We start from the raw sequence: 24,920 nt of genomic DNA, 5'->3' as shown, positions 1-24,920 counted from the left end.
GTTGGCATAGGAGGTGGGCCATGTTGCCCGAGCGCACCGACGTCCTGGTGGTGGGGGCCGGGCCGACCGGCCTGACCGTCGCCGCCACCCTCGCCCGGCGGGGGGTGGACGTGACCGTGGTCGACCGCGCCGCGCAACCGCCGGTCACCTCCCGGGCTGCCGTCGTGCACGCGTACACCCTGGAGATGCTGGACCGGATCGGCGCCGCCGCGCCGCTGGTGGCCCGGGGAGCGGCGTCGCGCCGGTTCACCGTCCGCGACCGCGACCGGGTGCTGTTCAACGTCGGCTTCGGTGACCTGCCGAGCCGCTACCCGTACGCGCTGCTGGTCTCCCAGGCGGTCACCGAGGCCGTGCTGACCGACCGGCTCACCGCGCTCGGCGTCCGGGTCAACCGGCCGTACGAGGTGAGCAGCCTGGACCGCGACGACGCCGGCGCGGTGGTCGGGTTCGCCGACGGCGGCCGGGTCCGCGCCCGGTGGGTGATCGGCGCGGACGGCATGCACAGCACCGTGCGTGAGCTGGCCGGGATCGGCTTCGGCGGACCGGACGGCCGCGGCGAGTCGTTCGTCCTCGCTGACGTGCGGGTGCGCAGCGTGCTGCCCCGCGACGAGATCGCGCTCTTCCTGGCCCGGCCGGGGCCGCTGGTCTGGGCGCCGCTGCCGGACGGGGTGGTCCGGGTGGTCGCCTCGGTCGCCCAGGCCCCGCGCGTGCGGGACGCCGCGTACTTCCAGGCGCTGCTCGACGAGCGTGGGCCGGCCCGGCGGCCGGACCGGGTCACCGACGTGATCTGGAGTTCCCGGTTCCGGATCCACCACCGGGTCGCCGAGACCTACCGCGCCGGCCCGGTGCTGCTGGCCGGCGATGCCGCGCACGTGCACAGCCCGGCCGGCGGGCAGGGGATGAACCTCGGCATCTGCGACGCGGTCGCCCTCGGCGACACCCTCGCCGACGTGGTCGCCGGCGGACCCGACACCCTGCTCGACGACTACTCGGCCGCGCGCCGACCGCTGGCCGGGGAGGTCGCCGGCTTCGCCGACCGGCTGACCCGGCTCGCCACCGTTTCGCCGGCCGCCCGCCCGCTGCGCGACCTGCTGCTCCGCGCCGTCGCCGCCGCACCGGCCGTCCGTCGGCGGCTGGCGCTGCGCCTCTCCGGACTGGCCCAGCGTCCGGTCTAGGCTGCCCCGATGAGGCAGGTGTGGCGGGAGTGGGGTGACGTGCTGCTCGCCACGCTGGTCGCGGTGCCGGTGACGGTGCTGCTGGTCGCGCTGCTGGCCCGGGTCAGGGCCGCGCCGACCCGGCGGGAGGCGTGGCGGCGCAGCGCCGTCGAGGTGGGCATGGTCGCCGGGACGCTGCCCTGGGTGTGGATGATCCTCACGCCGCGCGCCGCGCCCGGCGAGGTCAAGCTGGTGCCGCTGCGTGACCTGGTCGATCTCGTCGCGGCCGGCCCACCGGCCACCGTCGTGGTCCAGGTGGTCGGCAACCTGCTGGTCTTCGCCGCGCTGGGCTTCCTCGCCCCGGTACGCTCCGCCGCCCTCGCCGGCGTCGGCCGGCTCTTCCTGCTCGGTGCCGCCGCCTCCGCGCTGGTCGAGTCCGCCCAGTACGCGCTCGACCTCGGCCGGGTCACCTCCGTCGACGACGTGCTGCTCAACGCGACCGGAGCGGCCCTGGCCGGGCTGCTGTCCCGGCGGTGGTGGGCGGGGCGTCGTCCGGTGCCGGCGCGGCCGGCTGCAGTGCCCGCCACGCCGCGAGCGTGACCAGCGCGAAGACCACCGCCGCCGCCCCGACCACCGGGCCCACCCCGTACGCCGCCCCGGCCAGCCCGGCGAGCGTCGCGCCGACCGGCGCGGTGAGCACTGCCGCCATCCGCTGGGTGGCACCCACCCGACCGAGCAGCGCGGCCGGCACCCGGCCCTGTCCGTACGCCGCCCACAGGCTGTTCCACACCGTGCTCCCACCCGCGAAGACGGCCAGCGCGAGCCCGGCCGGCACCGGGTGCCGGACCAGCGCGAACCCGGCCAGGGCGACGGTCTGTGCGAGGAGTACCGCGCGCAGCGCGGAGGTGGTGCCGAGCCGGGCGGCCAGCCGCCCCGCCCCGAGCGCCCCGGCCAGCCCGCCGAGCACGACCGCCGCCATGAACAGCCCGTACCCGGCCGGCGGCACCCGCAGCACGTCCAGCGCGTAGAGGACCAGCACCGCCATCAGCGCGCTGATCGCCAGGTTCGTCCCCGCGCTGAGCAGGGTGATCCGCCACATCGTCGGCTCACCCCGCAGCCACCGCACCCCGTCCGCGGCCTCCCGCCACACCGAGCGCCTGGCGACCCCACGCTCGTGTCGGCCCTCGCGGCCCCGCAACCCGGCGTCGGCGGCGGACCGGGAGAGGGCGAGGGTGAGCAGGGCGGCGAGGGCGAAGGTGGCCGCGTCCACGGTGAGCGGGACGCTCGGCGAGACCGCGAAGAGCACGCCGGCCAGCGGGGCGCCGAGCAGGCCGCCGGCCAGCGCGGTGCCGGCCTGGAGGCGGCCGTTGGCAGCCGGCAGGGCCGGCGCGGGCACCAGGGTGGGAAGCAGCGCGAACGAGGCGGCGTCGAAGAGGACGCCGAGCGCGGCGAGCAGGAACGCCGTCGCCACCAGCGCCGGCACCCCGGCCAGGCCGCCGGCCACCGCGCCGGCCAGCGCCGCGACCACGGCCGCCCGCAGGGCGTCCACCAGCGCCATCGTCCGGCGGCGGTCCCAGCGGTCGGCGTACACGCCGCCGAGCAGGCCGAGCAGCAGCGGCGGGAGCTGCGCGGCGACGGTCACCACGGCCACCGCCCGGGGGTCGCGGGTCAGCGTCGCGGCCAGCAGGGCCAGCGCCGGCGTACGCAGGGCGTCGCCGAACCGGGAGGAGACGGCGGCGGACCAGAGCAGCCGGTAGTCCCGGCCGAGTGGGGTGGCGGTCATGCCGACGGACCCTGCCCTCTCGACCGGGTCGAGGGTCAAGGCGACCACGGGTCGGACAGCGTCGGTCATCACCGGTACGGTGAGCGCCGAATCCGACCGGGGAGAGCGTGTGGACCGCACCTTCCAGGTCGACCTCCGTGGCGTGGTCGACCTGCTCAGTCATCACCTCTACGGCAGCCCACGGGTGTACGTCCGGGAACTGCTCCAGAACGCCGTCGACGCGATCACCGCCCGCCGCGCCACCGATCCGGACGCCCCCGCCCGGGTACGGATCGAGCCGCCGGAGCTGACCGGCGACGGCACCCTGCGGGTGCACGACACCGGCGTCGGCCTCACCGAGGCGCAGGTGCACGAGCTGCTGGCCACCATCGGTCGCAGCTCCAAGCGCGACGAGCTGGGCTTCTCCCGGCACGAGTTCCTCGGCCAGTTCGGCATCGGCCTGCTCTCCTGTTTCCTGGTCGCCGACGAGATCCGGGTGGTCACCCGGCACGCCGACCAGCCGACCGTGCTCTGGACGGGCTGGTCCGACGGCCGGTACGCCGTCCGGCTCGCCCCGCCCGAGCAGGCCCGGCCGGAGCCCGGCACCACCGTCACGCTGGTGCCCCGCCGCGACGCCGACCAGTGGCTCGGCGTGCCGACGGTGACCGAGCTGGCCCGGCTCTACGGCAGCCTGCTGCCGGTCGACGTGCGGGTCGGCGACACCCCGACCACCGCCGGGCCGCCGCCCTGGCCGACCGCCCCCGGCGCCCCGCTGGACCGGGCGGCCCTGGTCCGCTACGCGCAGGAGACCCTCGGCTTCGTCCCGTTCGACGTGGTGCCGCTGGCGGTGCCGGAGGCCGGGCTGACCGGGGTGGCCTTCATCCTGCCCACCCCGGTGAACCCGGCGGCGCGGGCCGGGCACCGGGTCTACCTCAAGCGGATGCTGCTCACCGAGCACGCCGACGGGCTGCTGCCGGACTGGGCCTTCTTCGCCCACTGCGTGGTCGACGCCAGCGAGCTGCGGCCCACCGCCAGCCGCGAAGCGCTCTACGAGGACACCCTGCTCACCGGCACCCGGGACGCCCTCGGCGACCAGGTGCGCGGCTGGCTGGTCCGGCTGGCCAAGCACGACCCGCGCCGGCTCGCCGAATTCCTCCAGGTGCACCACCTGGGGGTCAAGGCGCTCGCCCTGCACGACGACGAGATGCTGCGCCTGGTCGACCAGTGGTGGCCGATGGAGACCAACGTCGGCACGCTCACCCTCGCCGAGTTCCGGCAGCGCCACGGCCTGCTCCGGTACGCCGCCAGCCTCGACGAGTTCCGCCAGCTCGCCGCCGTCGCGGCGGCGCAGGACCTGGCCGTGGTCAACGGCGGCTACACGTACGACACCGAGCTGATCGAGCGGCTGCCCGCGGTGGACCGGTCGGTGCTGATCGAACGGCTGGAGCCGAGCGATCTGACCACCCGCTTCGACGCGCTCGAACCGCACGTCGAGCTGGCCCTGCGGCCGTTCCTGACCGGCGCCCAGCGGGCCCTGGAACGGCTCGGCTGCGAGGTGGTGGTCCGGGCGTACGACCCGGTCTCGCTGCCGGCGCTCTACCTGGTCAGCCGCTCGGCGGCGTTCAACGACCAGCTCGCCGCCAGCCGGGAGAAGGCCGACGAGCTGTGGGGCGGCGTGCTGGACGCGCTGGCCGCCTCCGCCCCGCCGGACCGCCCGCAGTTGGTGCTCAACCACCGCAACCCGCTGGTCCGCCGGGTCACCACGCTGACCGACCCGGAGCTGGTCGGGCTCGCCGTCGAGGCGCTCTACGGGCAGGCGCTGCTGCTCGGGCACCACCCCATCCGCGCGGCCGACGCCGCCCTGTTGAACAGTTCCTTCCTCGGCCTGCTCGGCCGGGCCGTACCGGGACGGGAGTGAACCGACCGTGAGCGACGACGACCTGTGGCGGCTGCTGCACGAGGCCCACAACATGCCGTACGGGGCGGGGCAGACCGCCGCGCTGGAACAGCTGATCCGGCGGGCCGACGCCGGCGACGACCGGCACCTCGCCTTCGCCGCCCGGATGCAGGCCACCACCGCGTACGTCTACGGCGGCGAGCCGGCGAAGTCGTTCGTGACCTTCTCCTGGTGCCTCGCCGAGTTCGACCGGGACCCGCAGCCCTACCACCAGCGCTTCGCCCACCAGCTGCTCTGGCACTTCAAGTACATGGTCAGCGCCATGCTGAAGTTCCCCGAGCTGCCGCTGGACCGCACCTACGCGGTGCTGGAGGACATGGAGCGGCGCTACCGGGACACCGGGCACTCGCTCCAGGCCGTGTACAAGCACCGCTACCTGGTGGCGTCGCACCTCGGGGCGCACGACGAGGCGGCCGAGTGGTACCGCCGGTGGATGACCACCCCCCGCGACGCTCTCTCCGACTGCGCCGGCTGCGACCCGACCACGCAGGTGCACCACCTGTGTGAGGTGGGTCGGCACGACGAGGCGGTGGCCCTGGCCGAGCCGGTGCTCGCCGGCCGGCTCAGCTGCACCGAGCAGCCGCAGGCGATCCTCACCGCACTGCTGCCGGCGTACCTGGGTACCGGCCGGGGCGAGGCCGCGCGGAACGCGCACCGGGAGGCGTACCGGCGGCTGCGGTCGAACCTCTCCGACCTGTGGGAGATCGCCGACCACGTCGAGTTCTGCACCCTGACCGGGAACGACGCCCGCGCCCTGGAACTCGTCGAGCGGCACCTGGACTGGCTGGACCGGGCACCCACCCCGGCCGCCGCCATGCACTTCGCCGCCACCGCCGCGGCCGCGCTGCGGCAGGTGCCGGGTGAGCTGACCGTGCACCGCCGGGCGTTCGGCGACCGGCCGGCCGGGGAGGTGCCGGTGGGCACCCTCGCCGCCGAGCTGACCGACACGGCGACCGCGCTGGCCGCCCGGTTCGACACGCGCAACGGCACGGCGTACCAGTCGGAGGTGGTCGCCCGGCGGCTCGCCGCGCAGCCCGTCGGGGAGCACCTGCCGCTCTCGGCCAGCCTGCGTCGCCGCCCGACCCGCGCCACCGAACCGGCCCCGGCCGACGTGGTCGGGGCGGAGCCGGTGCGGGTGCCGGCCGGGGCGAGCGCCGAGGAACTGCTCGCCCTCGCCGACGAGTGCTGGCGCACCCACCGCACCGACGACTGCGCCACCGTCCTCAAGGCGTACGACGAGCGGTTCGGCGACGCCGAGCTGCCGGCGGCCACCGTGGCACGCCGGCTGGAGCTGCGCGCGGGCGAGCTGAACGACGACGGTGACCCGGCGGCCTCCATCGAGGCCAACCGGGTGGCGCTGGCCGCCTGGCGGGCGGTGCCCGACCCGGTGCGCGCACAGGTGGTGGCCGGGCGCCTCGGCGCGCTGCTCTGCATGACCGACGAGGGCGCCGAGGAGGGGCTGGCGCTGGCCCGCGAGTCGGCCGACCATCTCGACCGGCACGGCGACCAGCGGGAGCGGGCCGCCGCGCACGACCGGCTGGCCCTGGCGTACGTGCACCGGCAGCGCTGGGCCGACGCGCTCGACGAGATCGACCGGGCCGCCGCCGAAGCGGACGTCGACCCGTGGCTGGCGGCCCGGGTGGCGCTGCACCGCGCGCACGTCCTGGAGGAGCTGGACCGGGGCGAGGAGATGGGCGAGGCGGCCGAGCGGGCCCGCCGGCTCAGCCGCGAGGTGGGCTCGGCCGGCATGCTGGTCGCCGCCTGCCTGGCGTACGCCCGCTGGGCCGACGAGCCGGCCGAGGCCGTTGCCGCCTGCGACGAGGCGCTGCGGGTGGCCCCGGCGGACGCCCGGCTGGCGGTCCGGGTGGCCCGGGGCCGGGCGCTGCTCGCCGCCGACCGGGCCGCCGACGCGGTGGACGACCTGGCCGAGGCGGTGACCCTCTGCGTGGAGCAGGGCGCCGTGGGCGACGCCTTCCTGCGGTGGGAGCTGGCCAACGCCTACCGGGTGGCCGGCCGGCTGAGCGAGGCCGCCGAGGTGGCCGAGGAGGCGGTGCTCGGGCTGGACCGGCTCGGCGCCCAGGCCGAGGCGGACCGGTGCCGGCACCTGCTGGCCGGCGTCTACGAGGGCCTGGGCGAGATCGACCCGGCGCTCGCCCTGCTGGAACAGCTCGCGGAGAACCTGGACAGCCCGGACAACCTCCCGCACCGGGCGCAGGTGCTGGAGGAGGCCGGCGGCATCCTCTACGACGCCGACCGGGACGCGCTGGCCGCGCAGCGGTTCGCCGCGTCGGCGTCGGCGTACCGGCTGGCCGAGCTGCCGCTGGACGAGCTGCGGGCCCGTCGGCGGCAGCTGCTGGCGCTCTTCTGGTCTGGTGACCTGCCGGCCGCCGCCGCGCTCGTCGACGTGGTGGACGAGGCCGCGGCGGCGCTCACCGGGCTGCCCGAGGAGCCGCCCGTGGTGACGTACGAGCGGGCCCTGGCGGCCGAGGCGGTGGCCCGGGTGCTGACCGCCGAGGGCCGCACGGTCGCGGCGCTGGACCGGCTGGACGGCGTGGCCGACCGGCTGCGGTCGATCGAGGCGTTCGGCGAGGCGGCGCAGGTCGAACTGCTCACCGGTGACCTGCTGCTGCGCGGTGACCGGCCGGCCGACGCGGAGCGCCTGCTCCGCGAGGTGCTGGGCGGGCTGCCGCCCGGCTCCCGGCCGGCCGGCCAGGCGGCCTGGCTGCTCGCCCGGGCCCTGGACGAGCTGGGCCGGTCGGCCGAGGCGGCGAAGCTGCGCGCCGAGCACGGGATCGAGGAGAACTGACGGTGGTCGCCGGCCCGGGCGGCGGTGTCCGCGCAGGCGGGGAGCGCGCGGTGGGCCGGCGGCGGGGCGGTGAACCGACCGACGGGTAACCGAGCCTCCACCACGGCCGGCGCGCGGTCTAGGCTTGCCCGGTGGCGGTGGAGCAGCAGGCGCGGGGCGGGGCGAACGGCGCGACGGGCGCGGGCCGACGCCGGTCCCGTCGGGACGAGATCCTGGAGATCGCGGTCGGCCTCTTCGCCGCGCGCGGCTACCACGGCGTGTCGATGGACGACATCGGCGCCGCCGCGGGCGTGACCGGGCCGGCGCTCTACCACCACTTCGCCGGCAAGGAGGCGATGCTGGTCGCCGCGCTGATCCCGGTCAGCGAGGGGCTGCTCGCCGGCGGCCGGGACCGGGCCGCCGGCCACCCGGACGACCCGCGCGGCGCGCTGGAGTCGCTGATCGATTTCCACGTCGACTTCGCGCTGGCCAACCCGGCGGTGATCGCGCTGCACCTGCACGAGCTGGACCGCCTCCCCGACGAGCCGCGTCGCAAGATCCGCCGGCTCCAGCGGCTCTACGTCGAGGAGTGGGTGACCGTGCTGACCGCGCTGCACCCGGGGCTGCCCGACGGCGAGGCCCGGGTGCTGGCCCACGCCGCCTTCGGCCTGATGAACTCCACGCCGTTCCTCGGCGGCGAGGTCGACCGCCGCCGCCGCGCCGAACTGCTCCGCGCCGCCACCCTCGCCGCCCTCCTCGCCCCCACCGACCCCGCCTGACCCCGCCGGGCCCCCGGCCCGCCTGCTTCGGTGATCAAGAAGTTCGGGTCAGGAATCCGGCTCAAGCCGACGCAAACTTCTTGATCACCGCGCCGGTGGGAGCCGGGCGACTCGTGAGTAACCGGCGGCTCGTGGTTACCTGGCACCCGTCCCCACCCCTGGACGTCGGGAGGAAACATGATCGAGTCGCTGCTGGTCGCCAACCGGGGCGAGATCGCCCGCCGGATTATCCGTACCGCCAAGCGGCTCGGTATCCGCGCGATCGCGGTGCACTCGGAGGCCGACGCCGGCCTGCCGTTCGTCACCGAGGCCGACGAGGCGGTCTGCGTCGGCCCGGCCAACCCGGCGCAGAGCTACCGGAACGTCGAGGCGATCCTCGCCGCCGCCAAGTCGACCGGCGCGCAGGCGATCCACCCCGGCTACGGCTTTCTGTCGGAGAACGCGGACTTCGCCCGTACCGTCGAGGCCAGCGGCCTGATCTGGGTCGGGCCCCGCGCGGACGCGATCACCGCGATGGGCGACAAGATCAATGCCCGGAACCTGATGGCGGCGGCCGGCGTTCCGGTCGCGCCCGGCACCACCGACCCGGCGGCCGACCTGGACGCGGCGGTCGCGGCCGCCGCGGAGATCGGCTACCCGGTGATGGTCAAGGCCGCGGCCGGTGGCGGCGGCATGGGCATGGGCGTGGCCACCGACGAGACCGCGCTGCGCACCGAGTACGACAAGGTGCGCTCGTTCGCCGAGCGGATGTTCGGCGACGGCTCGGTGCTGATCGAGCGGTACTTCCCCCGGGTACGCCACGTCGAGGTGCAGATCCTCGGCCTGGCCGACGGTCGGGTGGTGGCGCTGGGCGAGCGGGAGTGCTCGGTGCAGCGGCGCAACCAGAAGCTGGTCGAGGAGTCCCCGTCGCCGGCGGTCTCCCCGGAGCTGCGCGAGCGGTTCCTGGCGGCGGCGGTACGGGCCGGCGAGGCGGTCGGCTACCGCAACGCCGGCACGGTGGAGTGCCTGCTGGACCCGGCCACCAACGAGTTCTTCTTCCTGGAGATGAACACCCGCCTCCAGGTCGAGCACCCGGTGACCGAGCTGGTCTACGGCGTGGACCTGGTGGAGGAGCAGCTGCGGGTGGCGGCCGGCCTGGCGCCGACGTTCGACCCGGACGCGCTCGCCCCGCGCGGGCACGCCATCGAGCTGCGGATCAACGCGGAGGACCCGAAGCGCTTCCTGCCCGGACCCGGCGCGATCAAGACCTGGGTCGAGCCGACCGGCGAGGGCGTCCGGGTCGACTCCGGCTACATCGAGGGCAACACGGTCACCCCGTTCTACGACAGCCTGATGGCCAAGCTCATCGTCAGCGGCGCCACCCGCGCCGAGGCCATCGAGCGCGCCAAGGCGGCCGTCGCCGCCTTCGAGCTGGCCGGCCCGAAGAACAACCTCCCCTTCTTCGCCGAACTCCTCGAGAACGAGGAGTTCCTCTCCGGCGACTACGACACCGGCATCGTCTCCCGCATGCGCTGACCCCCCGACCCCGGTCGATCATGAAGTTGTCGTCCCGACACGCCGTCGGCACGGGCGACAACTTCATGATCGACGGGTGGGGTGCGGGCGGGCGGTGCGGAGTGGGAGGGTGGGGGAACCAGCACAGCACTACGTCACAGTGAGGTGACCCCTTATGGCGGAACTGCCGGACTTCGTCTCCATCCGTGAGGTCGGGCCGCGGGACGGGCTCCAGAACGAGGAGCCGATCCCCACCGACGCCAAGGTGCGGCTGCTCGACGCGCTCTCCGGCACCGGCGTCCAGCGGATCGAGGCGGTGTCGTTCGTGCACCCGAAGGCGATCCCGCAGATGGCCGACGCCGACGAGGTGTGGCAGCGCGCCACCCGGGCCGACGGGGTGCGCTACTCGGCCCTGGTGCCCAACACCCGGGGTGCGCAGCGGGCCCTCGCGGCCGGGTTCACCGAGATCGAGGTGGTCGTCTCGGCCAGCGACACGCACAACCGGCGCAACGTGAACCGCTCGACCGAGGAGTCGCTGGACGACATCGCCGAGCTGATCGACCTGCTGCACGGCGCCGGCGCCCGGGCCGAGGTGATCGTGGCGACCAGCTTCGGCTGCCCCTACGAGGGCGACGTCGACCCGCAGCGGGTGGCCGGCATCGTCGACCGGGTCGTCCGCGACGGCGCCGACCGGGTCGCGTTCGGCGACACCACCGGCATGGGTACGCCCCGGCGGGTCCGCGAGCTGGTCACCGCCGTACGGGACCGCAACGCGCACATCCCGGTGCTGCTGCACTTCCACAACACCCGGGGCACCGCCCTGGCCAACCTGCTGACCGCCCTGGAGCTGGGCGTCACCGAGTTCGACGCCAGCGTCGGCGGCCTCGGCGGCTGCCCGTACGCCCCGGGAGCCAGCGGCAACCTGGCCACCGAGGAGGCGGTGCACATGCTGCACGACATGGGTATCGACACCGGCATCGACCTGGACGCGCTGATCGAGGCGGCCGAGCTGGCCGAGGAGCTGGTCGGCAAGAAGCTCCCCTCCGGCGTGCTGCGCGCCGGCCCCCGCACCCGCCTCACGCCGCTGCCGACCTGACCCGCCCCTTCCTCGCCGTGATCAGGAGGTGTGCGGCGCACACCTCCTGATCACCATGTTTGAGCGGCGGGTCGGCCGCCGGTGGCGGGTCGCCGGAGGGTGGTCCGATGCGCTAGCCTAACGATCGTTCAGGTAAGTCGGTCCGCTCACGAGGTGGCCCGGCCCAGGCGGCGAGGGAGTCGGCGTGACGCTCGACGGTGAGGCACTGGAGCAGCTGCGCAAGCGCGCCCGGGCCGGCGGTGCGGACAAGTACCACGCGGCGAACGCCGCCAAGGGCAAGCTCTTCGCCCGCGAGCGGGTCGCGCTCCTGGTCGACGAGGGTTCCTTCGTCGAGGACGGCCTCTACGCGAACGCGATGGCCGACGGGCTGCCCGCCGACGGCGTGGTCACCGGCACCGCCACCATCGACGGCCGGCAGGTCTGCCTGATGGCCAACGACTCGACGGTCAAGGCCGGCAGCTGGGGCGCCCGGACGGTCGAGAAGATCATCCGGATCATCGAGCGGGCCTACTCGACCGGCGTGCCGATGGTCTACCTGGTCGACTCGGCCGGGGCCCGGATCACCGATCAGGTCGACCTGTTCCCGGGTCGGCGCGGCGCCGGCAAGATCTTCTGGAACCAGGTCCGCGCCTCGGGTTCCATCCCGCAGGTCTGCGCACTGTTCGGGCCGAGCGCGGCCGGCGGGGCGTACATCCCGGCGTTCTGCGACGTGGTGGCCATGGTGGACGGCAACGCCAGCATGTACCTCGGCTCGGACCGGATGGTCGAGATGGTCACCGGCGAGAAGACGACGCTGGAGGCGATGGGCGGCGCCAAGGTGCACTGCGCCGAGTCCGGGGTCGGGCACTTCCTCTGCAAGACCGAGGCCGACGCGCTGGACGTGGTGAAGCGCTACCTGTCGTACCTGCCGGCGAACTGGCAGCAGCAGCCGCCGGCCGCCGAGGCGGTCGCGGCGCCGGAGAAGGCCGACCTGGCCGCGCTGGTCCCGGCCAGCGAGCGGCAGGCCTTCGACATGCGCCGGTACGTCAAGGGCCTGCTCGACGACGGCTCGTTCTTCGAGATCCAGGCGCTCTGGGCCAAGGAGCTGACGATCGGCTTCGGCCGGCTGAACGGCGAGGTCGTCGGCGTGGTCGGCAACAACTCGATGTTCAAGGGCGGGGTGCTCTTCGTCGACTCGGCCGACAAGGCGACCCGGTTCGTGCAGCTCTGCGACGCCTTCAACGTGCCGCTGCTCTTCCTGAGCGACGTCCCCGGCTTCATGGTCGGCAGCGCGGTGGAGAAGCAGGGCATCATCCGGCACGGCGCCAAGATGATCACCGCGATCTCCGAGGCGACCGTGCCGAAGATCTGCGTGGTGGTCCGCAAGGCGTACGGCGCGGGCCTCTACGCGATGGCCGGGCCGGGCTTCGAGCCGGACGCGACCATCGCGCTGCCCACCGCGAAGATCGCGGTGATGGGGGCGGAGGCCGCGGTGAACGCCGTCTACGCCAACAAGATCGCCGCGATCGCCGACGAGACCGAGCGGGCCGCCTTCGTCGCCGCGAAGCGCGAGGAGTACGAGCGGGACATCGACGTCGTCCGGCTCGCCAGCGAACTGGTGGTCGACGCCATCGTCGAGCCGCACGAGCTGCGCGCCGAGCTGGTCCGCCGGTTCGCCGCCGCGCGTACCAAGGACCGGCACTTCTCCCGGCGCCGGCACGGCGTCACCCCGGTCTGACCCGGCCCACCTCAGCCCGCAGCACCGTCGCGGCGTCACGAGCGCCCGGCGGCTCGTCCACACAGGAGGATCAGATGGACTTCCGGCTCACCGAGGAACAAGAGGCGCTGCGGTCCAGCGTGCGGGACTTCGCGCGTGAGGTGGTCGCCCCGGTCATCGCCGAGCACTACGAGAAGCACACCTTCCCGTACGAGGTGATCCGCCAGATGGGCAAGATGGGCCTGTTCGGCCTGCCCTTCGGTGAGGAGCACGGCGGCATGGGCGGCGACTACTTCGCGCTCTGCCTCGCCCTGGAGGAGCTGGCCCGGGTCGACTCCAGCGTGGCGATCACCCTGGAGGCCGCGGTCTCCCTCGGCGCGATGCCGATCTACCGATTTGGTACTCCGGAGCAGAAGGCGACCTGGCTGCCGAAGCTGCTCAGTGGCGAGGCGCTGGCCGGTTTCGGGCTGACCGAGCCGGGCACCGGCTCCGACGCCGGTGGCACTCAGACCCGCGCGGTGCTGGACGAGGTCACGAACGAGTGGGTGATCAACGGCTCGAAGGCGTTCATCACCAACTCGGGGACCGACATCACCGCGCTGGTCACCGTCACCGCGGTCACCGGCACGAAGCCGGACGGCTCGAAGGAGCTGTCGACCATCATCGTGCCGACGGGGACGCCGGGCTTCACGGTGGCGCCGGGCTACTCCAAGGTCGGCTGGACCGCCTCGGACACCCACGAGCTGACCTTCGACGACTGCCGGGTGCCGGCGGCGAACCTGCTCGGTGAGCGGGGTCGGGGCTTCGCGCAGTTCCTGCGCATCCTCGACGAGGGTCGGATCGCCATCGCCGCGCTCGCCGTCGGCCTCGCCCAGGGCTGCGTCGACGAGTCGATCAAGTACGCGAAGGAGCGGCACGCCTTCGGCCAGCCGATCGGCAACTACCAGGCGATCCAGTTCAAGATCGCCGACATGGAGCTGAAGGCGCACACCGCCCGGCTGGCGTACTACGACGCCGCCGCGCGGATGCTGGCCGGTGAGCCGTTCAAGCGGCAGGCGGCGATCGCCAAGCTGCACGCCAGCACGATCGCGGTGGACAACGCCCGCGAGGCCACCCAGATCCACGGCGGCTACGGCTTCATGAACGAGTACCCGGTCGCCCGGTTCTGGCGCGACTCCAAGATCCTGGAGATCGGCGAGGGCACCTCCGAGGTGCAGCGCATGATCATCGCTCGCGACCTGGGCGTCTGATCCGGCCCCCGGCCCCTGTCGCGCCGCCGCATGGCAGGGGCCTGTCGGATTCCGGCGCGTCGGCTGGACGACGCACCCGTGTCGACCGTCGTATCCGGTCCGTACCCTTCGTGGCCATGACACCGGCTCATGATCACCAGTTGGCGCCGGGTGGTCGTACCCCGCTGGCGGAGCTGTTGCGGGGGCATCGGCTCCGGGCCGGTCTCACCCAGGCCGAGCTGGCCCAGCGGGCCGGGATCGGCGTGCGGACCGTCCGTGACCTGGAGCGCGGCCGGTCCAGCCGGCCGCAGCGCACCACCGTGGAGCTGCTCGCCGACGCGCTCGGCCTCACCGACGGGCCGCGCGCCGCCTTCCTCACCACCGCCCGTGGGCGGGTCACCGTCCCGGCCGTCGCCGCGGACCCGGGCCGCGTGCCGAGCGCCGGGTCCGCGCCCCGCGAACCCGACCCCTCGGGTACGCCGATCGCGCTCCCGCCCCCGGTCGAGCTGATCGGGCGGGAGCGGGACCTGGCCGACCTCGCCGCGCTGCTCACCACGGACCACTGGCCGCCGGTGGTGACCCTGGTCGGGCTGGCCGGCGTGGGCAAGACGGCGCTGGCCCTGGCGGTGGCGCACGAGGTCGTCGCCGCGTATCCCGGCGGGGTGGCCGGCGTGCTGGTCGGTGAGGGCTCCGACGCCGCCGACGTGCTGGCCGCGATGAGCGCCGTGCTCGGCGCGGCCCGCCTGCCCGACCTGGCCGTCCGGCTGCGCAACCGGCCGGCGTTGCTGCTGGTGGACGCGGCCGAGCGTGCCCCGGACCCGCTGGCCGAGGCGTTGCGGCAGCTCACCGACGCGGTGCCGAGCCTGCGGGTGCTGGTGACCGGGCGGCACCCGGTGGGCGTACCCGGGGAACTGGTCCGCCCGGTGGCGCCGCTGGACGTGCCCCCGGCCGACGTGGTGGACGCCGCCGACCTGGCCCGCTACCCGGCGGCGGCGCTCTTCGCCGCGCGACTCGCCCGGGTCCGCCCCGAGCCGCCCGACCCGCGGGAGCTGCCCGCCCTGGCCGCGCTGGTGCGCCGGCTCGGCGGGCTGCCGCTCGCGATCGAGCTGATGGCGGCCCGGGGCCGGATCCTCGACCTCGACGAACTGCTCGACCGGTACGGCGACCGGGTCCTCGACCTGGCCAGCCCCGACCTGGGCCGACGCGGCTGGGAGGCCGCCGAGCCGGCGGGGTCGGGCCGCGCGCGGGCGGCGGTGGCGGTGACCCTGCGCGAGGCGGTGGCCACCAGCTACCGGCTGCTCGCCGCCTCGGAGCGCGCGGCGGTACGCCGACTCTCCGCGTTCGCCAACCGCTGGTCGGTGGAGCTGGCCGAGGAGCTGCTGGCCGACGAGGCCGACCGGGACGGCGCGGTGGTCGTCGACCCGGTTCCGCTGCTGGACCGGCTGGTGGAGCTGGGGCTGCTCAGCGTCCGGGGGTCCGGTCCGTTCCGGTTCCGGCTGCTCGACGCGGTCCGGGACTTCGCCGTCGAGCGGGCCGCCGGCCGGGGCGAGCTGACCGCGATCCGCCGCCGGCACGCCGTCGTCGTGGCCCGGCTGGTCACTCGGACGGCACCGGACCTGGTCGGGGCGAAACTGCCCGCCGCCGTACGCCAGCTCGACGAGGCGACCAGCGACATCAGCGCCGCGCTGGCGCACGCCGCCACCGACGACCCGCTGACCGCGCTGCGGCTGGCAGCGGCGCTGACCCGCTGGTGGCGGCTGCGCGGGCGGGACGTCTCCGGGCGGCAGTGGCTGCGCCGGCTGCTGGCCGACCCGCGTACCGCCGACGCCGACCCGGTGCTGCGGGCCTGGGCGCTGCTCGGGGTGGCCCGGCTCGCCGCCGAGCACGGGGCGGGGGCGCAGGAGCTGCCGGCCGCCCGCGCGGCGCTCGACGTCTTCGCCGCACACGGCGAGGTCACCGGCGAGCTGGAGGCCCGGACGGTGCTCTGCGCGCTGCTCGTCGCCACCGGCGAGCACGACGAGGGGCGCGAGCAGGCGCAGGCGGTGCTGGCGCTGGCCACCCGGCACGGCCGGATCCGCGACATGGCGGTCGCCCAGAACAACCTCACCTGGCACGAGATCCGCCTCGGCGACCTGACCGGCGCCCGGCGGCGGCTGGCCATCGTCGACCGACTGGCCGCCCAGTGCGACGAGCGGCGGCTGCGGCTGCTGGCCCGGGCCAACCTGGCCGACGTGGCCCGCCTTGAGGGCCGGTACGCCGAGGCGGTGGAGCAGGGCCGCCGGGTCGCCGGTGCGCTGGCGGACCTGGGCGACCCGGGACACCGTCGCCGGGTGCTCGGCACGGTCGGCCTGGCGCTGGCCCGCGGCGGTCGGCTGGACGAGGCCGTCGACGTGCTGGCCGAGCTGCGGGCGGAGGCGCGACCGGTGCCGCTCCCGGGTCCGGCGGTCCCGGTCGACGGGCCGCCGGCGGCCGACTCCCAGTCGCGCCGCGACGTGGCCGCGTCCGGATCCGCGCTGCCGAACGGTGTGGTCGCGGCCCGCTCCGGGCCGGTGTCGCCGGGAGCCGTGGTGCCGTCGCCGTCCGGGTCGGGTCGGCTCGGGTGGCCGGTGGGGCAGGGGCGCGCGGCCACGGCGCTGGCGACCCCGCAGCCGGAGGAGGGGATCGTCGCCCTGATCGAGGGGACGGTGGCGCTGCACCGGGCCGACCGGGAGCTGGCCGCGGAGTGGTTCGGGGCGGTGGTGGAGGCCGGCGTCGACGGTCAGTACCGGCGGGACGTGGTCGAGGCGTTGGTGGGGTTGGCGGCGAGCACGGGCGACCCGGCCGTGCTGGACCGTCTCGACCGGGCCTGCCGGGAGAGCGGGATCCGCCTGCTGCCGTACGAGCAGGATCTGCTCCGCGGGCTCCGCCCGGTCGGCTGAGACCCGGGCGTCGTCCACGCGACCCGGCCCCTGCGCGGCCGGCGAGCGAGGGGTGGCATGGCCACCCGGCGAACGCGAGTGGTCGACGCGCTAGCCGCGGGTGTGTTTGCGGATCTCCTCGGTGGCCTCGCGGTAGGCGGGTGCGGCGTGGGTGAAGTAGTCGAAGAGCAGGTCGAGCTGCTCGGGCGTGTAGCGGGCGAGGACGTCGGCGATCTTGCGGCGTCCGGGTGTGACGACCTGGTCGATGCGGGCGAGCGCGTCGGGGACCGGTTCGACCACGACCTTCCGGCGGTCGGACGGGTCCGCGGCCCGGCGTACGTAGCCGGCGCGTTCGAGCCGGTCGATCAGGCGCGTCGTGGCGCCGGTGGTCAGGCCGGTCCGGGTGGCCAGTTCGCCTGAGGTCAGCGCGCCGTCGAGGCTGATCAGGCTCAGCGCGTACCACTCGGTCGCGTGCAGGCCGGCGGCCTCGGCGCCCGCCATGCCGTGCAGCCCGACGGCGTCCAGGTAGCGCCGGAAGATCACGTGCCGCTCCTGCGGACTTGCCATCTCGTCGATTCCTTCTCTAATATCTGCACGTGCGCAGATACTGCACGTGAGCAGCATCTGTATCACGTCGCTGGAGGAATCATGCACGCGGATGACCGGACAGCCGTTACCGACGTCCTGCACGCTCTGGTCGACGCGTGGGGTCGGCACGACGCCGACGCCTACGGCGGCCTGTTCACCGACGACGCCACCTACGTCACCTTCGTCGGCACCCGCTATCAGGGCCGGCGGGACATCGTGGAGAGCCACCGCACCCTGTTCGCCAAGTTCCTCAAGGGCACGCGGCTCGCGGACGAGGTCATCGACGTCCGGTTTCCCGGCCCGGACACGGCCCTGGTGACCGGCCGCGGCGACACCTACAAGGGCAGCCGGCCAAAACGGCTGAGCAAGGTCCAGACCTACGTCCTGGTGCGTCAGGCGGACGGGTGCTGGCGCATCGCGGCGTTCCACAACACCAAGCGCAAGCCGCTCATGGAGGCGATCTCGTTCCGGACCGCCCCCGGCCTCGTTCCCACCGACCGGCACTGACCACACCGCACTCGCGCTGGTCGTCACGGCGGGCGCCGGTACGCCTGACTGGCGAATCGATCGCCACCAGGGGCACAACTGCGGGGGCGGGGAGGCGCGAGCGAAGAAGCCCCCTGGTGATTCCCCTCGCTCAATCGCTCGCGCCGGCACCCCCCCAGGTGCTCCCCCCGCGCTCGACGAAGGCTAGCCACCCCTGACGTCCGCTTTGCGGGACTTCACTGGGTTGTCCGGGCCGGCGTGGCCAGTTCTGCCGGTGGTTCTGCCGGTAGCGCGAGGCGGGGTGCCGGCGTCAGGCCGCCGGTTCGTTGGCGGGGGCCGGCTCGGTGCTGCCGGCGGTCGCCCCCGGGTGGACGGCGTCCCGCACCCGGCGCAGGCCGTCGAGCATGGCCGCCAGCGCCGCGGGTTCGAGCTGGCCGGTGAACCACTGCTCGATGATCCGCAGGTGACCGGGGAGGGTCTCGTCGAGGCGTTTCAGTCCCGACGGGGTGACCACCGCGTACGAGCTGCGGCGGTCGGACGGGCAGGCCCGGCGGCACAGCAGGCCGTCGCGTTCCATCCGGTCCACCACGCGGGTCACCCCGCTGGTCGACAGGGAGGTCTGCGCCGCCAGGTCGGTCATCCGCAGCTGGTGCCCGGGGGACCGGGCGAGCCGCATCAGCACCTCGAACTCGACGGCGGAGAGGCCGTGCTCCTCGTACTGGTCGGCGAACCGGGCCGACAGCCCGGCGTACGCCTCGACGAGGAGGCCGACGGCGGTGATCCGGGGGTCGTCGAACACGTTCTGATCCACCTGGTCATCCTAACAGTGCTTGACACGGGGAATATTGCTGCGGTTATAGTTGCTGCATCAGTCGTTGGGCTTCTAAACAATCTCTTCCCTGGAGGACGCACCATGACCAGCACCGAGTCGGTTACCCGCGACTGGGAGGGCCTCACCGTCCCTACCGCCGGCACCTACCTGCTGGATGCGGCTCACAAGCGGGTCGGGTTCGTCGCCCGGCACATGATGGTCAGCAAGGTACGCGGTGAGTTCGCCGACGCCTCGGCGACCATCACCATCGCCGAGGACCCCATGCAGTCCTCGGTCACCGCCACCATCCAGGCCGCCAGCATCAACACCGCCCAGGCCGACCGGGACGCCCACCTGCGCAGCCCGGAGTTCCTGGACGCCGAGGCCTTCCCGACGCTGGAGTACCGCAGCACCGGTGTGAAGTCCCGGGACGGCAACGAGTTCGTGCTGCTCGGCGAGCTCACCATCAAGGGCGTCACCCGGCAGGTGGAGCTGGACGTCGAGTTCGAGGGCGTCGGCCGCAGCCCGTTCGGCCAGGACATCTTCGGCTTCTCCGCGAGCACCGAGATCGACCGGGAGGACTTCGGTCTGACCTGGAACGTGGCGCTGGAGACCGGCGGCGTGCTGGTCGGCAAGAAGATCAAGATCGAGATCGAGGGTGAGGCCGTCCGCCAGGCCTGATCCCTGCGGACCCCTCCCGGCGAGGCCCCTGCTCTCCTGAGCAGGGGCCTCGCGCCGTCTCCCCGTGCAAATTGTCACGAATTATTCGTCGGCCGGGCCGGTGCCCGCGGTGGCCGCTGGGTAGAGAGGGCCACAGCGCGTATTCGTTGGGCCACTGGCCCTGGCGAGGTGGCGCTCTTACCGTGGTTGTTCACAACGCGGGCGGGACGACACGGTCCCGCGCGCCTCGCGCCGGGAGGGCACATGGGTAGGGACGTCGAGCAGGGCGCCTTCTCCCGGGAAGACCGGGTCCGCTACCGGCAGAAGGTTCGGCGCAGCCTGGACGTCTTCGCGTTGATGCTGGACGACTTCGGCTTCGACGCGGACCGGCCGATGACCGGCCTGGAGATCGAGCTCAACCTGATGGACCCGGCGGGCGAGCCGGCGATGCGCAACGAGGAGATCCTGGCCGCCATCGCCGACCCGCTCTTCCAGACCGAACTCGGCCAGTTCAACCTCGAGCTGAACGCCGCGCCCCGGCTGATCGAGGGCAGCGGGTTCGCCGAGTACGAGGCCGACCTGCGCAGCAGCCTGACCCGCGCCGACGAGCGGGCGGCGAAGTCCGATGCCCGGATCGTCCTGGTCGGCATCCTGCCCACGCTCACCGAGCGGCACCTGGTGGTGGACAACCTCTCCACCAACGAGCGCTACCGGGTGCTCAACGACCAGATCGTCGGCGCCCGGGGCGAGGACATCGAGCTGGACATCCGGGGCGTGGAACGGCTCCAGACGCACACCGACTCGATCGCCCCCGAGGCGGCCTGCACCAGCCTCCAGTTCCACCTCCAGGTCGCGCCGGACAGCTTCGCCGACTACTGGAACGCCTCCCAGGCGATCGCCGGGGTCCAGGTCGCGATCGGCGCGAACTCCCCCTTCCTCTACGGGCGTCAGCTCTGGGCCGAGACCCGGATCGCCCTCTTCGAGCAGGCCACCGACACCCGCCCCGACGAACTCAAGGCCCAGGGCGTACGACCCCGGGTGTGGTTCGGCGAGCGCTGGATCACCTCGATCTTCGACCTGTTCGAGGAGAACGTCCGGTACTTCCCGCCGCTGCTGCCGATCTGCGAGGACGAGGACCCGGTGGAGGTGCTGCACGCCGGCGGGGTGCCCAAGCTCTCCGAGCTGCGGCTGCACAACGGCACGGTCTACCGCTGGAACCGGCCGGTCTACGACATCATGGACGGTCGCCCCCACCTGCGGGTAGAGAACCGGGTGCTGCCGGCCGGCCCGACCGTGGTGGACATGCTGGCCAACGCCGCCTTCTACTTCGGGCTGGCCCGCGGGCTGGCCGAGTCGGACCGCCCGATCTGGAGTCAGCTCACCTTCAGCTCCGCCGAGGAGAACTTCCACGCCGCCGCCCGGCGCGGGATGGACGCCGTCCTGCACTGGCCCCGCCTCGGGGACGTGCCGGTGGCCAAGCTGGTCCTCGACACGCTGCTGCCGACGGCGGCGACCGGGCTGGACCGGTTCGGCGTCGACCCGGCCGAGCGGGATCGACTGCTCGGCGTCATCGAGCAGCGCTGCCGTACCGGCCGCAACGGCGCGGTCTGGCAGACCGAGGCGGTCTGGGCGGCCGAGCGGCACCGGGGCATGAACCGCGAGGCCGCTCTGCACCACATGGCCCGCCGCTACGCCGAACTCCAGCGCAGCAACGAACCCGTCCACACCTGGCCCGTCGACTGACCCACCCTCCACACCGGGCCGTTACGACACTGCACTTTCACGGAAAGAGTGGCTATCCGACGCGGAATAGCCACTCTTTCCGTGAAAGTGCCTGGATCTTGGGCCGGGTGGGGGCGCGACTGAGCGGTCAGCGGGGGCGGCGGGACGGGCGGGTTCGGGGGGCGGTGGTGGGTGACGCGTCCGAGGTGTCGATGGTCTCGGGCGTCGGGTCGGGGGCGGTCTCGTCGGTCGAGGTCGTCGACTGCGCCCCGGAATCCCGGACGGGAGGGGTGGCCCGGCCGCGGCGGGCCGGGCGGGCCCGTCCGGTGCCGGTGGCGGGCGAGCCGTCGTCCGGGCTGCTGGTCCCGGCCGGCCGGGTGTTGGCCGGGGCCGGGTCCGTACCGAGCGGATCGGTGAGCCCCGTCCCGTCCGGTCGGGTGGCGGTCGTGGTCGCCGTGCCGACCGTCGGTCGGGCGGCCGCGCCGGAACCCGGGTCGCCCGTCGGGCCAGCGGCCCGCCGCGTCGCGCCGGACGGGCCGGGGCTGTCGAAGGGCTCGCCTCCCGACGCAAGGTCGCCGTCGAACGCCCCGTCGTCCAGGTCGCCGGTGCGCTGCCGAGGGATCATCGCCGGGCGAGCGGCCGCGCGCCGTTCGGCGCGCTGGGCGAGCGCGGCCACCAGCACCGAGCCGGCCGCGCCGACGAGGACCGCGTACGGTGCGACGAAGTGCGCCGAGACCTGCGCGGGGGTGACCTCGGCCAGCCGGGGCACGGCGACGAAGTAGGCGACCGCGACGAGCAGCGGACCCGCCGCACCGGAGACGGCAGCGCCGAGCCGACGCTCCGCCACCCGGGCGATACGCCGCGCGGCCAGCGCGCCGATCAGCAGCGCGGAACCGGCGGCCAGCAGCACCCCTGGCCAGTAGACGTAGTCCCGCAGCCAGAACCGGGCGCTGTCGCTGTTGATCTGCCAGATCCCGAGCTGGGCGGTGGTCAAGCCGCGTCCCGCGAGCACCCCGTCCGCGACCGACACCACGGCGAGCAGCCAGATCCAGCCCACCGTGGCGATCACGTTGGTCGCGACGGCCCGCGTGTGCAGCGCCCAGATCGCGGTCAGCAGCCCGACCAGCACGCCGACCGCCGCGTACCCGGCGGCCAGGCTCTGTGGCGAGAAGGTGTCCGGCACGGTCGCCGTCCGGGCCGGCACGGCCACCAGCAGCACCGTGATCAGCGCACCCACCGCGCCGGCCACGGCCAGCGTCATCCGGCGCAGCGTGCTGCCCGGCGTGGCGTCGCCGTCGTGTCCCCGTTCCTCCAGCCGCTGGGCGCAGACGGCCCCGGCGATGGTGGAGACGGCCGCGATCCAGGTCGCCCAGGCGAGGCTGGCGTACCAGGCGGCGCCGGCGGCGGCGGGCTCGCCCGGTGCCCAGTCGATGACGCCCAACCCGTAGGCGAAACCCAGTTGTGCCGCACCCACGCCGGCAGCGACGCCGACCGCGGTGGCGACCGATCCTCCCCAGCCCAGTCTGGCCATGCCGGGGAGCGTAGCGTCCCCTGGTCGGCGCGGCGAGCCGTGTAACGGCCCGGACGACGTGCGGTGACGGCTTGGCATCGCCCGGTACGGTCGCTGGTGACGAGGCGGAGAGTGCGATGAGCGACGGACACACCCTTCTGGACACTCCCGAGCCGGGGCGGCGAGGTCGCGCCCCGCTGCTGATCGGCGGCGGGCTGGCCTTCGTCCTGCTGGCCACCGTGGGTGCGACCGCCGGCTGGGTGCTGGCCGGGCCGGACGAGCCGTCCTCCACCGATCCGCCGGCCGTGGCCGCGTCGACCGCCCTGACTTCGGCACCCGCCCCGACCTCGGCTGCCCCGTCACCGGCGGCGCAGCCGGCGACCGTCGCACCGACGACCCCCCGGACCACCGCGCCCGCCGCGTCGAGCAAGCCTCCCGCCGGGTACGTGACCGTCCCCGACCTGGTCGGCGACGGCTTCGAGGGGGTACGCAGCGACCTGCGCGACCGGAAGCTGGGGTGGCGGCTGATCTTCGGCACCGGGTTGGGCGAGAAGGTCGAGCGCCTGGACCCCGCCCCCGGCACCCGGGTGAGTCACGGCACCACCGTCAAGGTGTACGTCGCCGGGCCGGCACCGGAGGCGGAGGTGCCCGATCTGGACGACTACGACTGCGCCGACGCCGCCGCGACGATCGTCGAGCGCGGCTTCTACCCGCGCTACCGCACGGGCCGGGTCGGCAAGGTCCGCTCCCAGGATCCGGAGCCGGACGTGACCCGGCACTGGAACGACGAGGTCGCCATCTCCTGCGGCGGCGAGGAGTAGGCGCGGGCGGGTCGCCGCGCCGATCCCGGCGGCTGGTGATCCCGACCGTTACCGTGGACCGTCGAGGGCACGACGCCTGCCCCGGTGGGAGAGGACGTGCGATGAGCGACGACCGCCAGGAGCCCGCCGACGACGCGACCCGCCCGCTGCCCTCCGATGACGACCGGACCCGCCCGCTGCCCCGCGCCGGCGACGAGCAGCCGCCGGGCCGCCCCACCCCCGAACCCTTGGACGCCACCGCCCGGCACGAGCCGCTGGACGCGACCGCCCGGCACGAGCCGCTGGACGCCACGGCCCGGCACGAGCCGCTGGACCGGACCCGGCCGCTGCCCCCGGCCGGTGCCGGGGAGCAGACCGTGCCGGCCGCGCCGCCCGTCTGGTCCGGGCGGGCCGGGGTGCCACCGCCGCGTCCGGCCGACTACCGGGAGCCGGTCGAGTGGTACGGCGAGGAGCAGCGTGGGCGTCGCTGGTGGATGCCGATCCTGCTGGGCATCCTGGCGCTGCTGTTGCTGGCCGCCCTCGGCACGGGGATCTGGCTGGTGCTGCGGGCGGCCGAGGAGCGGGACGAGGACCCCGCACCGCCGCCGCCAACCAGCGCACCGGTGACCACTGCCCCGACCACCGCCGCCCCGACCACCGAGGCGCCCAGCACGCCGGCCACCACGGCAGCCGCCCAGATCCCGGTGCCGCCCCTGGTGGGGCTGCCGCGGGCGTCGGCCGAGCGGATCCTGGACCGGCTCGACCTGTCGTACCGGGTGCGGACGCGGGAGTCGTCGGAGCAGCCGCCGGGCACCGTGATCGAAACCGACCCGGAGGCGGGTGAGCTGGTCGACGCCGGTGACCGGGTGACGTTGGTGGTGGCCGCCGCGCCGTCGCCGACGGCTTCCCCGACCCGGACGGTCGAGCCGACGCCCGAGGTCACCCCCACCGGCTAGGAGGCTGTCGGCTCACCACATCCGGCGTCGCGTGCCGACCAGTCCCAGCCCGGCCAGGGAGATGGTCAGGCCGAGCAGGCCGGAGTAGAAGAGCGACTGGCTGAGGGCCTGCCGGGCGTCGGCCGGGGACGAGCCGGCCAGGGCCGCCTCGTCGCCGCCGGGCCGGGATCCGGCGCCGCCGGCGGGATCCTCCGAGGCGTTCGCCTCGGGGCCCGGTGCGGTGTCGCCGTACCGGTCGTCGGGTGCGGCGAGGTCCGCCGGGTAGTCGGAGTCGTCCTCGTAGCCGGGGTACCCGGCCACGCCGGGAGGTGGTGAGTTCTGCTCGACCACGGTGATCTCGGGAGCAGGAACCGGTTCGGCCAGCCGGGTCGCCGATTCGGCCGGATAGCGCACCACCACCACGAGGGTGGTGACGGCGCCGACCAGCGCCAGCAGCCCGAAGGCGTAACCGATACGGGACCTGTGGTGCCGCCGCGCGGCGGGCATATTGACCATGGCCATCCCAGGTTCAGGGTCCGGGACGCGCGGGGTGGTGACT

Annotated in this window: 20 protein-coding genes; 15 read left to right on the top strand and 5 right to left on the bottom strand. The window is 74.5% G+C overall.

The genetic code is table 11. From position 1 onward, the window contains the following. Positions 1 to 20: 20 nt before the first annotated feature. Together FHX75_RS16430 and FHX75_RS16425 are read left to right on the top strand one after the other, a co-directional pair. Positions 21 to 1,175, top strand: coding sequence for an FAD-dependent oxidoreductase (locus FHX75_RS16430; protein ID WP_154940932.1), 1,155 nt, complete (start codon positions 21 to 23; stop codon positions 1,173 to 1,175). A gap of 9 nt (positions 1,176 to 1,184) precedes the next feature. Then, positions 1,185 to 1,754, top strand: a complete 570-nt coding sequence (locus FHX75_RS16425) for a VanZ family protein (protein ID WP_154940930.1) — start codon at positions 1,185 to 1,187, stop codon at positions 1,752 to 1,754. Here FHX75_RS16425 and FHX75_RS16420 read toward each other — a convergent pair. Continuing rightward, the gene (locus tag FHX75_RS16420; protein ID WP_154940928.1) at positions 1,645 to 2,937 is read right to left on the bottom strand and encodes an MFS transporter; all 1,293 of its coding nucleotides are present in this window, start codon (positions 2,935 to 2,937) and stop codon (positions 1,645 to 1,647) included. The genes FHX75_RS16425 and FHX75_RS16420 overlap by 110 nt on opposite strands. Before the next feature lie 109 nt (positions 2,938 to 3,046). On the opposite strand from FHX75_RS16420, the gene FHX75_RS16415 reads away from it, so the two are divergent. The 8 genes from FHX75_RS16415 (at position 3,047) to FHX75_RS31990 (ending at position 16,870) form a co-directional block, all read left to right on the top strand. Continuing rightward, positions 3,047 to 4,834: an HSP90 family protein gene (locus FHX75_RS16415; RefSeq protein WP_154940926.1), complete on the top strand. Its 1,788-nt coding sequence runs from the start codon at positions 3,047 to 3,049 to the stop codon at positions 4,832 to 4,834. A gap of 7 nt (positions 4,835 to 4,841) precedes the next feature. Further along, positions 4,842 to 7,679 carry a hypothetical protein gene (locus FHX75_RS16410; protein WP_154940924.1) on the top strand — a complete coding sequence of 946 codons (2,838 nt, stop codon included), beginning with the start codon at positions 4,842 to 4,844 and terminating at the stop codon, positions 7,677 to 7,679. Positions 7,680 to 7,810: 131 nt separating this feature from the next. After that, positions 7,811 to 8,437: a TetR/AcrR family transcriptional regulator gene (locus FHX75_RS16405; protein ID WP_154940922.1), complete on the top strand. Its 627-nt coding sequence runs from the start codon at positions 7,811 to 7,813 to the stop codon at positions 8,435 to 8,437. Positions 8,438 to 8,614: 177 nt separating this feature from the next. Beyond that, positions 8,615 to 9,952: an acetyl-CoA carboxylase biotin carboxylase subunit gene (locus FHX75_RS16400; RefSeq protein WP_154940920.1), complete on the top strand. Its 1,338-nt coding sequence runs from the start codon at positions 8,615 to 8,617 to the stop codon at positions 9,950 to 9,952. Positions 9,953 to 10,106: 154 nt separating this feature from the next. Beyond that, complete coding sequence (locus FHX75_RS16395) at positions 10,107 to 11,027, top strand: hydroxymethylglutaryl-CoA lyase (protein ID WP_154940918.1); 921 nt, start codon at positions 10,107 to 10,109, stop codon at positions 11,025 to 11,027. A 184-nt stretch (positions 11,028 to 11,211) separates the two neighbouring features. Then, a complete protein-coding gene (locus FHX75_RS16390) occupies positions 11,212 to 12,744 on the top strand; it encodes an acyl-CoA carboxylase subunit beta (protein WP_154940916.1) in 1,533 nt (510 codons plus the stop codon). A gap of 74 nt (positions 12,745 to 12,818) precedes the next feature. Then, positions 12,819 to 13,973, top strand: a complete 1,155-nt coding sequence (locus tag FHX75_RS16385) for an acyl-CoA dehydrogenase family protein (protein WP_154940914.1) — start codon at positions 12,819 to 12,821, stop codon at positions 13,971 to 13,973. 116 nt (positions 13,974 to 14,089) lie between these two features. Further along, positions 14,090 to 16,870: an ATP-binding protein gene (locus tag FHX75_RS31990; RefSeq protein WP_211364480.1), complete on the top strand. Its 2,781-nt coding sequence runs from the start codon at positions 14,090 to 14,092 to the stop codon at positions 16,868 to 16,870. A gap of 90 nt (positions 16,871 to 16,960) precedes the next feature. Here FHX75_RS31990 and FHX75_RS16375 read toward each other — a convergent pair whose 3' ends face one another. Further along, positions 16,961 to 17,416 carry a MarR family winged helix-turn-helix transcriptional regulator gene (locus tag FHX75_RS16375; RefSeq protein ID WP_154940912.1) on the bottom strand — a complete coding sequence of 152 codons (456 nt, stop codon included), beginning with the start codon at positions 17,414 to 17,416 and terminating at the stop codon, positions 16,961 to 16,963. A gap of 81 nt (positions 17,417 to 17,497) precedes the next feature. Between FHX75_RS16375 and FHX75_RS16370 the strand changes: the two genes are divergently transcribed. After that, on the top strand, positions 17,498 to 17,944 hold the full coding sequence (locus FHX75_RS16370; protein WP_154940910.1) for an SgcJ/EcaC family oxidoreductase: 447 nt from the start codon (positions 17,498 to 17,500) through the stop codon (positions 17,942 to 17,944). A 289-nt stretch (positions 17,945 to 18,233) separates the two neighbouring features. Here the strand turns inward: FHX75_RS16370 and FHX75_RS16365 are convergent, their stop codons facing one another. Next, positions 18,234 to 18,734, bottom strand: a complete 501-nt coding sequence (locus FHX75_RS16365; protein WP_154940908.1) for a MarR family winged helix-turn-helix transcriptional regulator — start codon at positions 18,732 to 18,734, stop codon at positions 18,234 to 18,236. A 102-nt stretch (positions 18,735 to 18,836) separates the two neighbouring features. On the opposite strand from FHX75_RS16365, the gene FHX75_RS16360 reads away from it, so the two are divergent. Next, complete coding sequence (locus FHX75_RS16360; RefSeq protein WP_154940905.1) at positions 18,837 to 19,415, top strand: YceI family protein; 579 nt, start codon at positions 18,837 to 18,839, stop codon at positions 19,413 to 19,415. Between the two features lie 243 nt (positions 19,416 to 19,658). Next, complete coding sequence (locus tag FHX75_RS16355) at positions 19,659 to 21,137, top strand: glutamate-cysteine ligase family protein (RefSeq protein WP_154940903.1); 1,479 nt, start codon at positions 19,659 to 19,661, stop codon at positions 21,135 to 21,137. A gap of 127 nt (positions 21,138 to 21,264) precedes the next feature. On the opposite strand, the gene FHX75_RS16350 is transcribed toward FHX75_RS16355, so the two are convergent. Next, positions 21,265 to 22,647 carry a hypothetical protein gene (locus FHX75_RS16350; RefSeq protein ID WP_154941996.1) on the bottom strand — a complete coding sequence of 461 codons (1,383 nt, stop codon included), beginning with the start codon at positions 22,645 to 22,647 and terminating at the stop codon, positions 21,265 to 21,267. Between the two features lie 116 nt (positions 22,648 to 22,763). On the opposite strand from FHX75_RS16350, the gene FHX75_RS16345 reads away from it, so the two are divergent. Both FHX75_RS16345 and FHX75_RS16340 read left to right on the top strand, forming a co-directional pair. Continuing rightward, complete coding sequence (locus FHX75_RS16345; protein WP_154940901.1) at positions 22,764 to 23,447, top strand: PASTA domain-containing protein; 684 nt, start codon at positions 22,764 to 22,766, stop codon at positions 23,445 to 23,447. A gap of 101 nt (positions 23,448 to 23,548) precedes the next feature. Continuing rightward, positions 23,549 to 24,382, top strand: coding sequence for a PASTA domain-containing protein (locus FHX75_RS16340; protein ID WP_154940898.1), 834 nt, complete (start codon positions 23,549 to 23,551; stop codon positions 24,380 to 24,382). A 12-nt stretch (positions 24,383 to 24,394) separates the two neighbouring features. Here FHX75_RS16340 and FHX75_RS16335 read toward each other — a convergent pair whose 3' ends face one another. After that, a complete protein-coding gene (locus FHX75_RS16335) occupies positions 24,395 to 24,883 on the bottom strand; it encodes a hypothetical protein (protein ID WP_154940896.1) in 489 nt (162 codons plus the stop codon). Between the last annotated feature and the right edge of the window lie 37 nt (positions 24,884 to 24,920).

It is taken from the genome of Micromonospora palomenae (genome assembly GCF_007829925.1).
GTDB lineage: Bacteria > Actinomycetota > Actinomycetes > Mycobacteriales > Micromonosporaceae > Micromonospora > Micromonospora purpureochromogenes.
The sequence above is the reverse complement of the archived record's forward strand: the minus strand, read 5'-3'. Positions and strand labels throughout refer to the sequence as shown.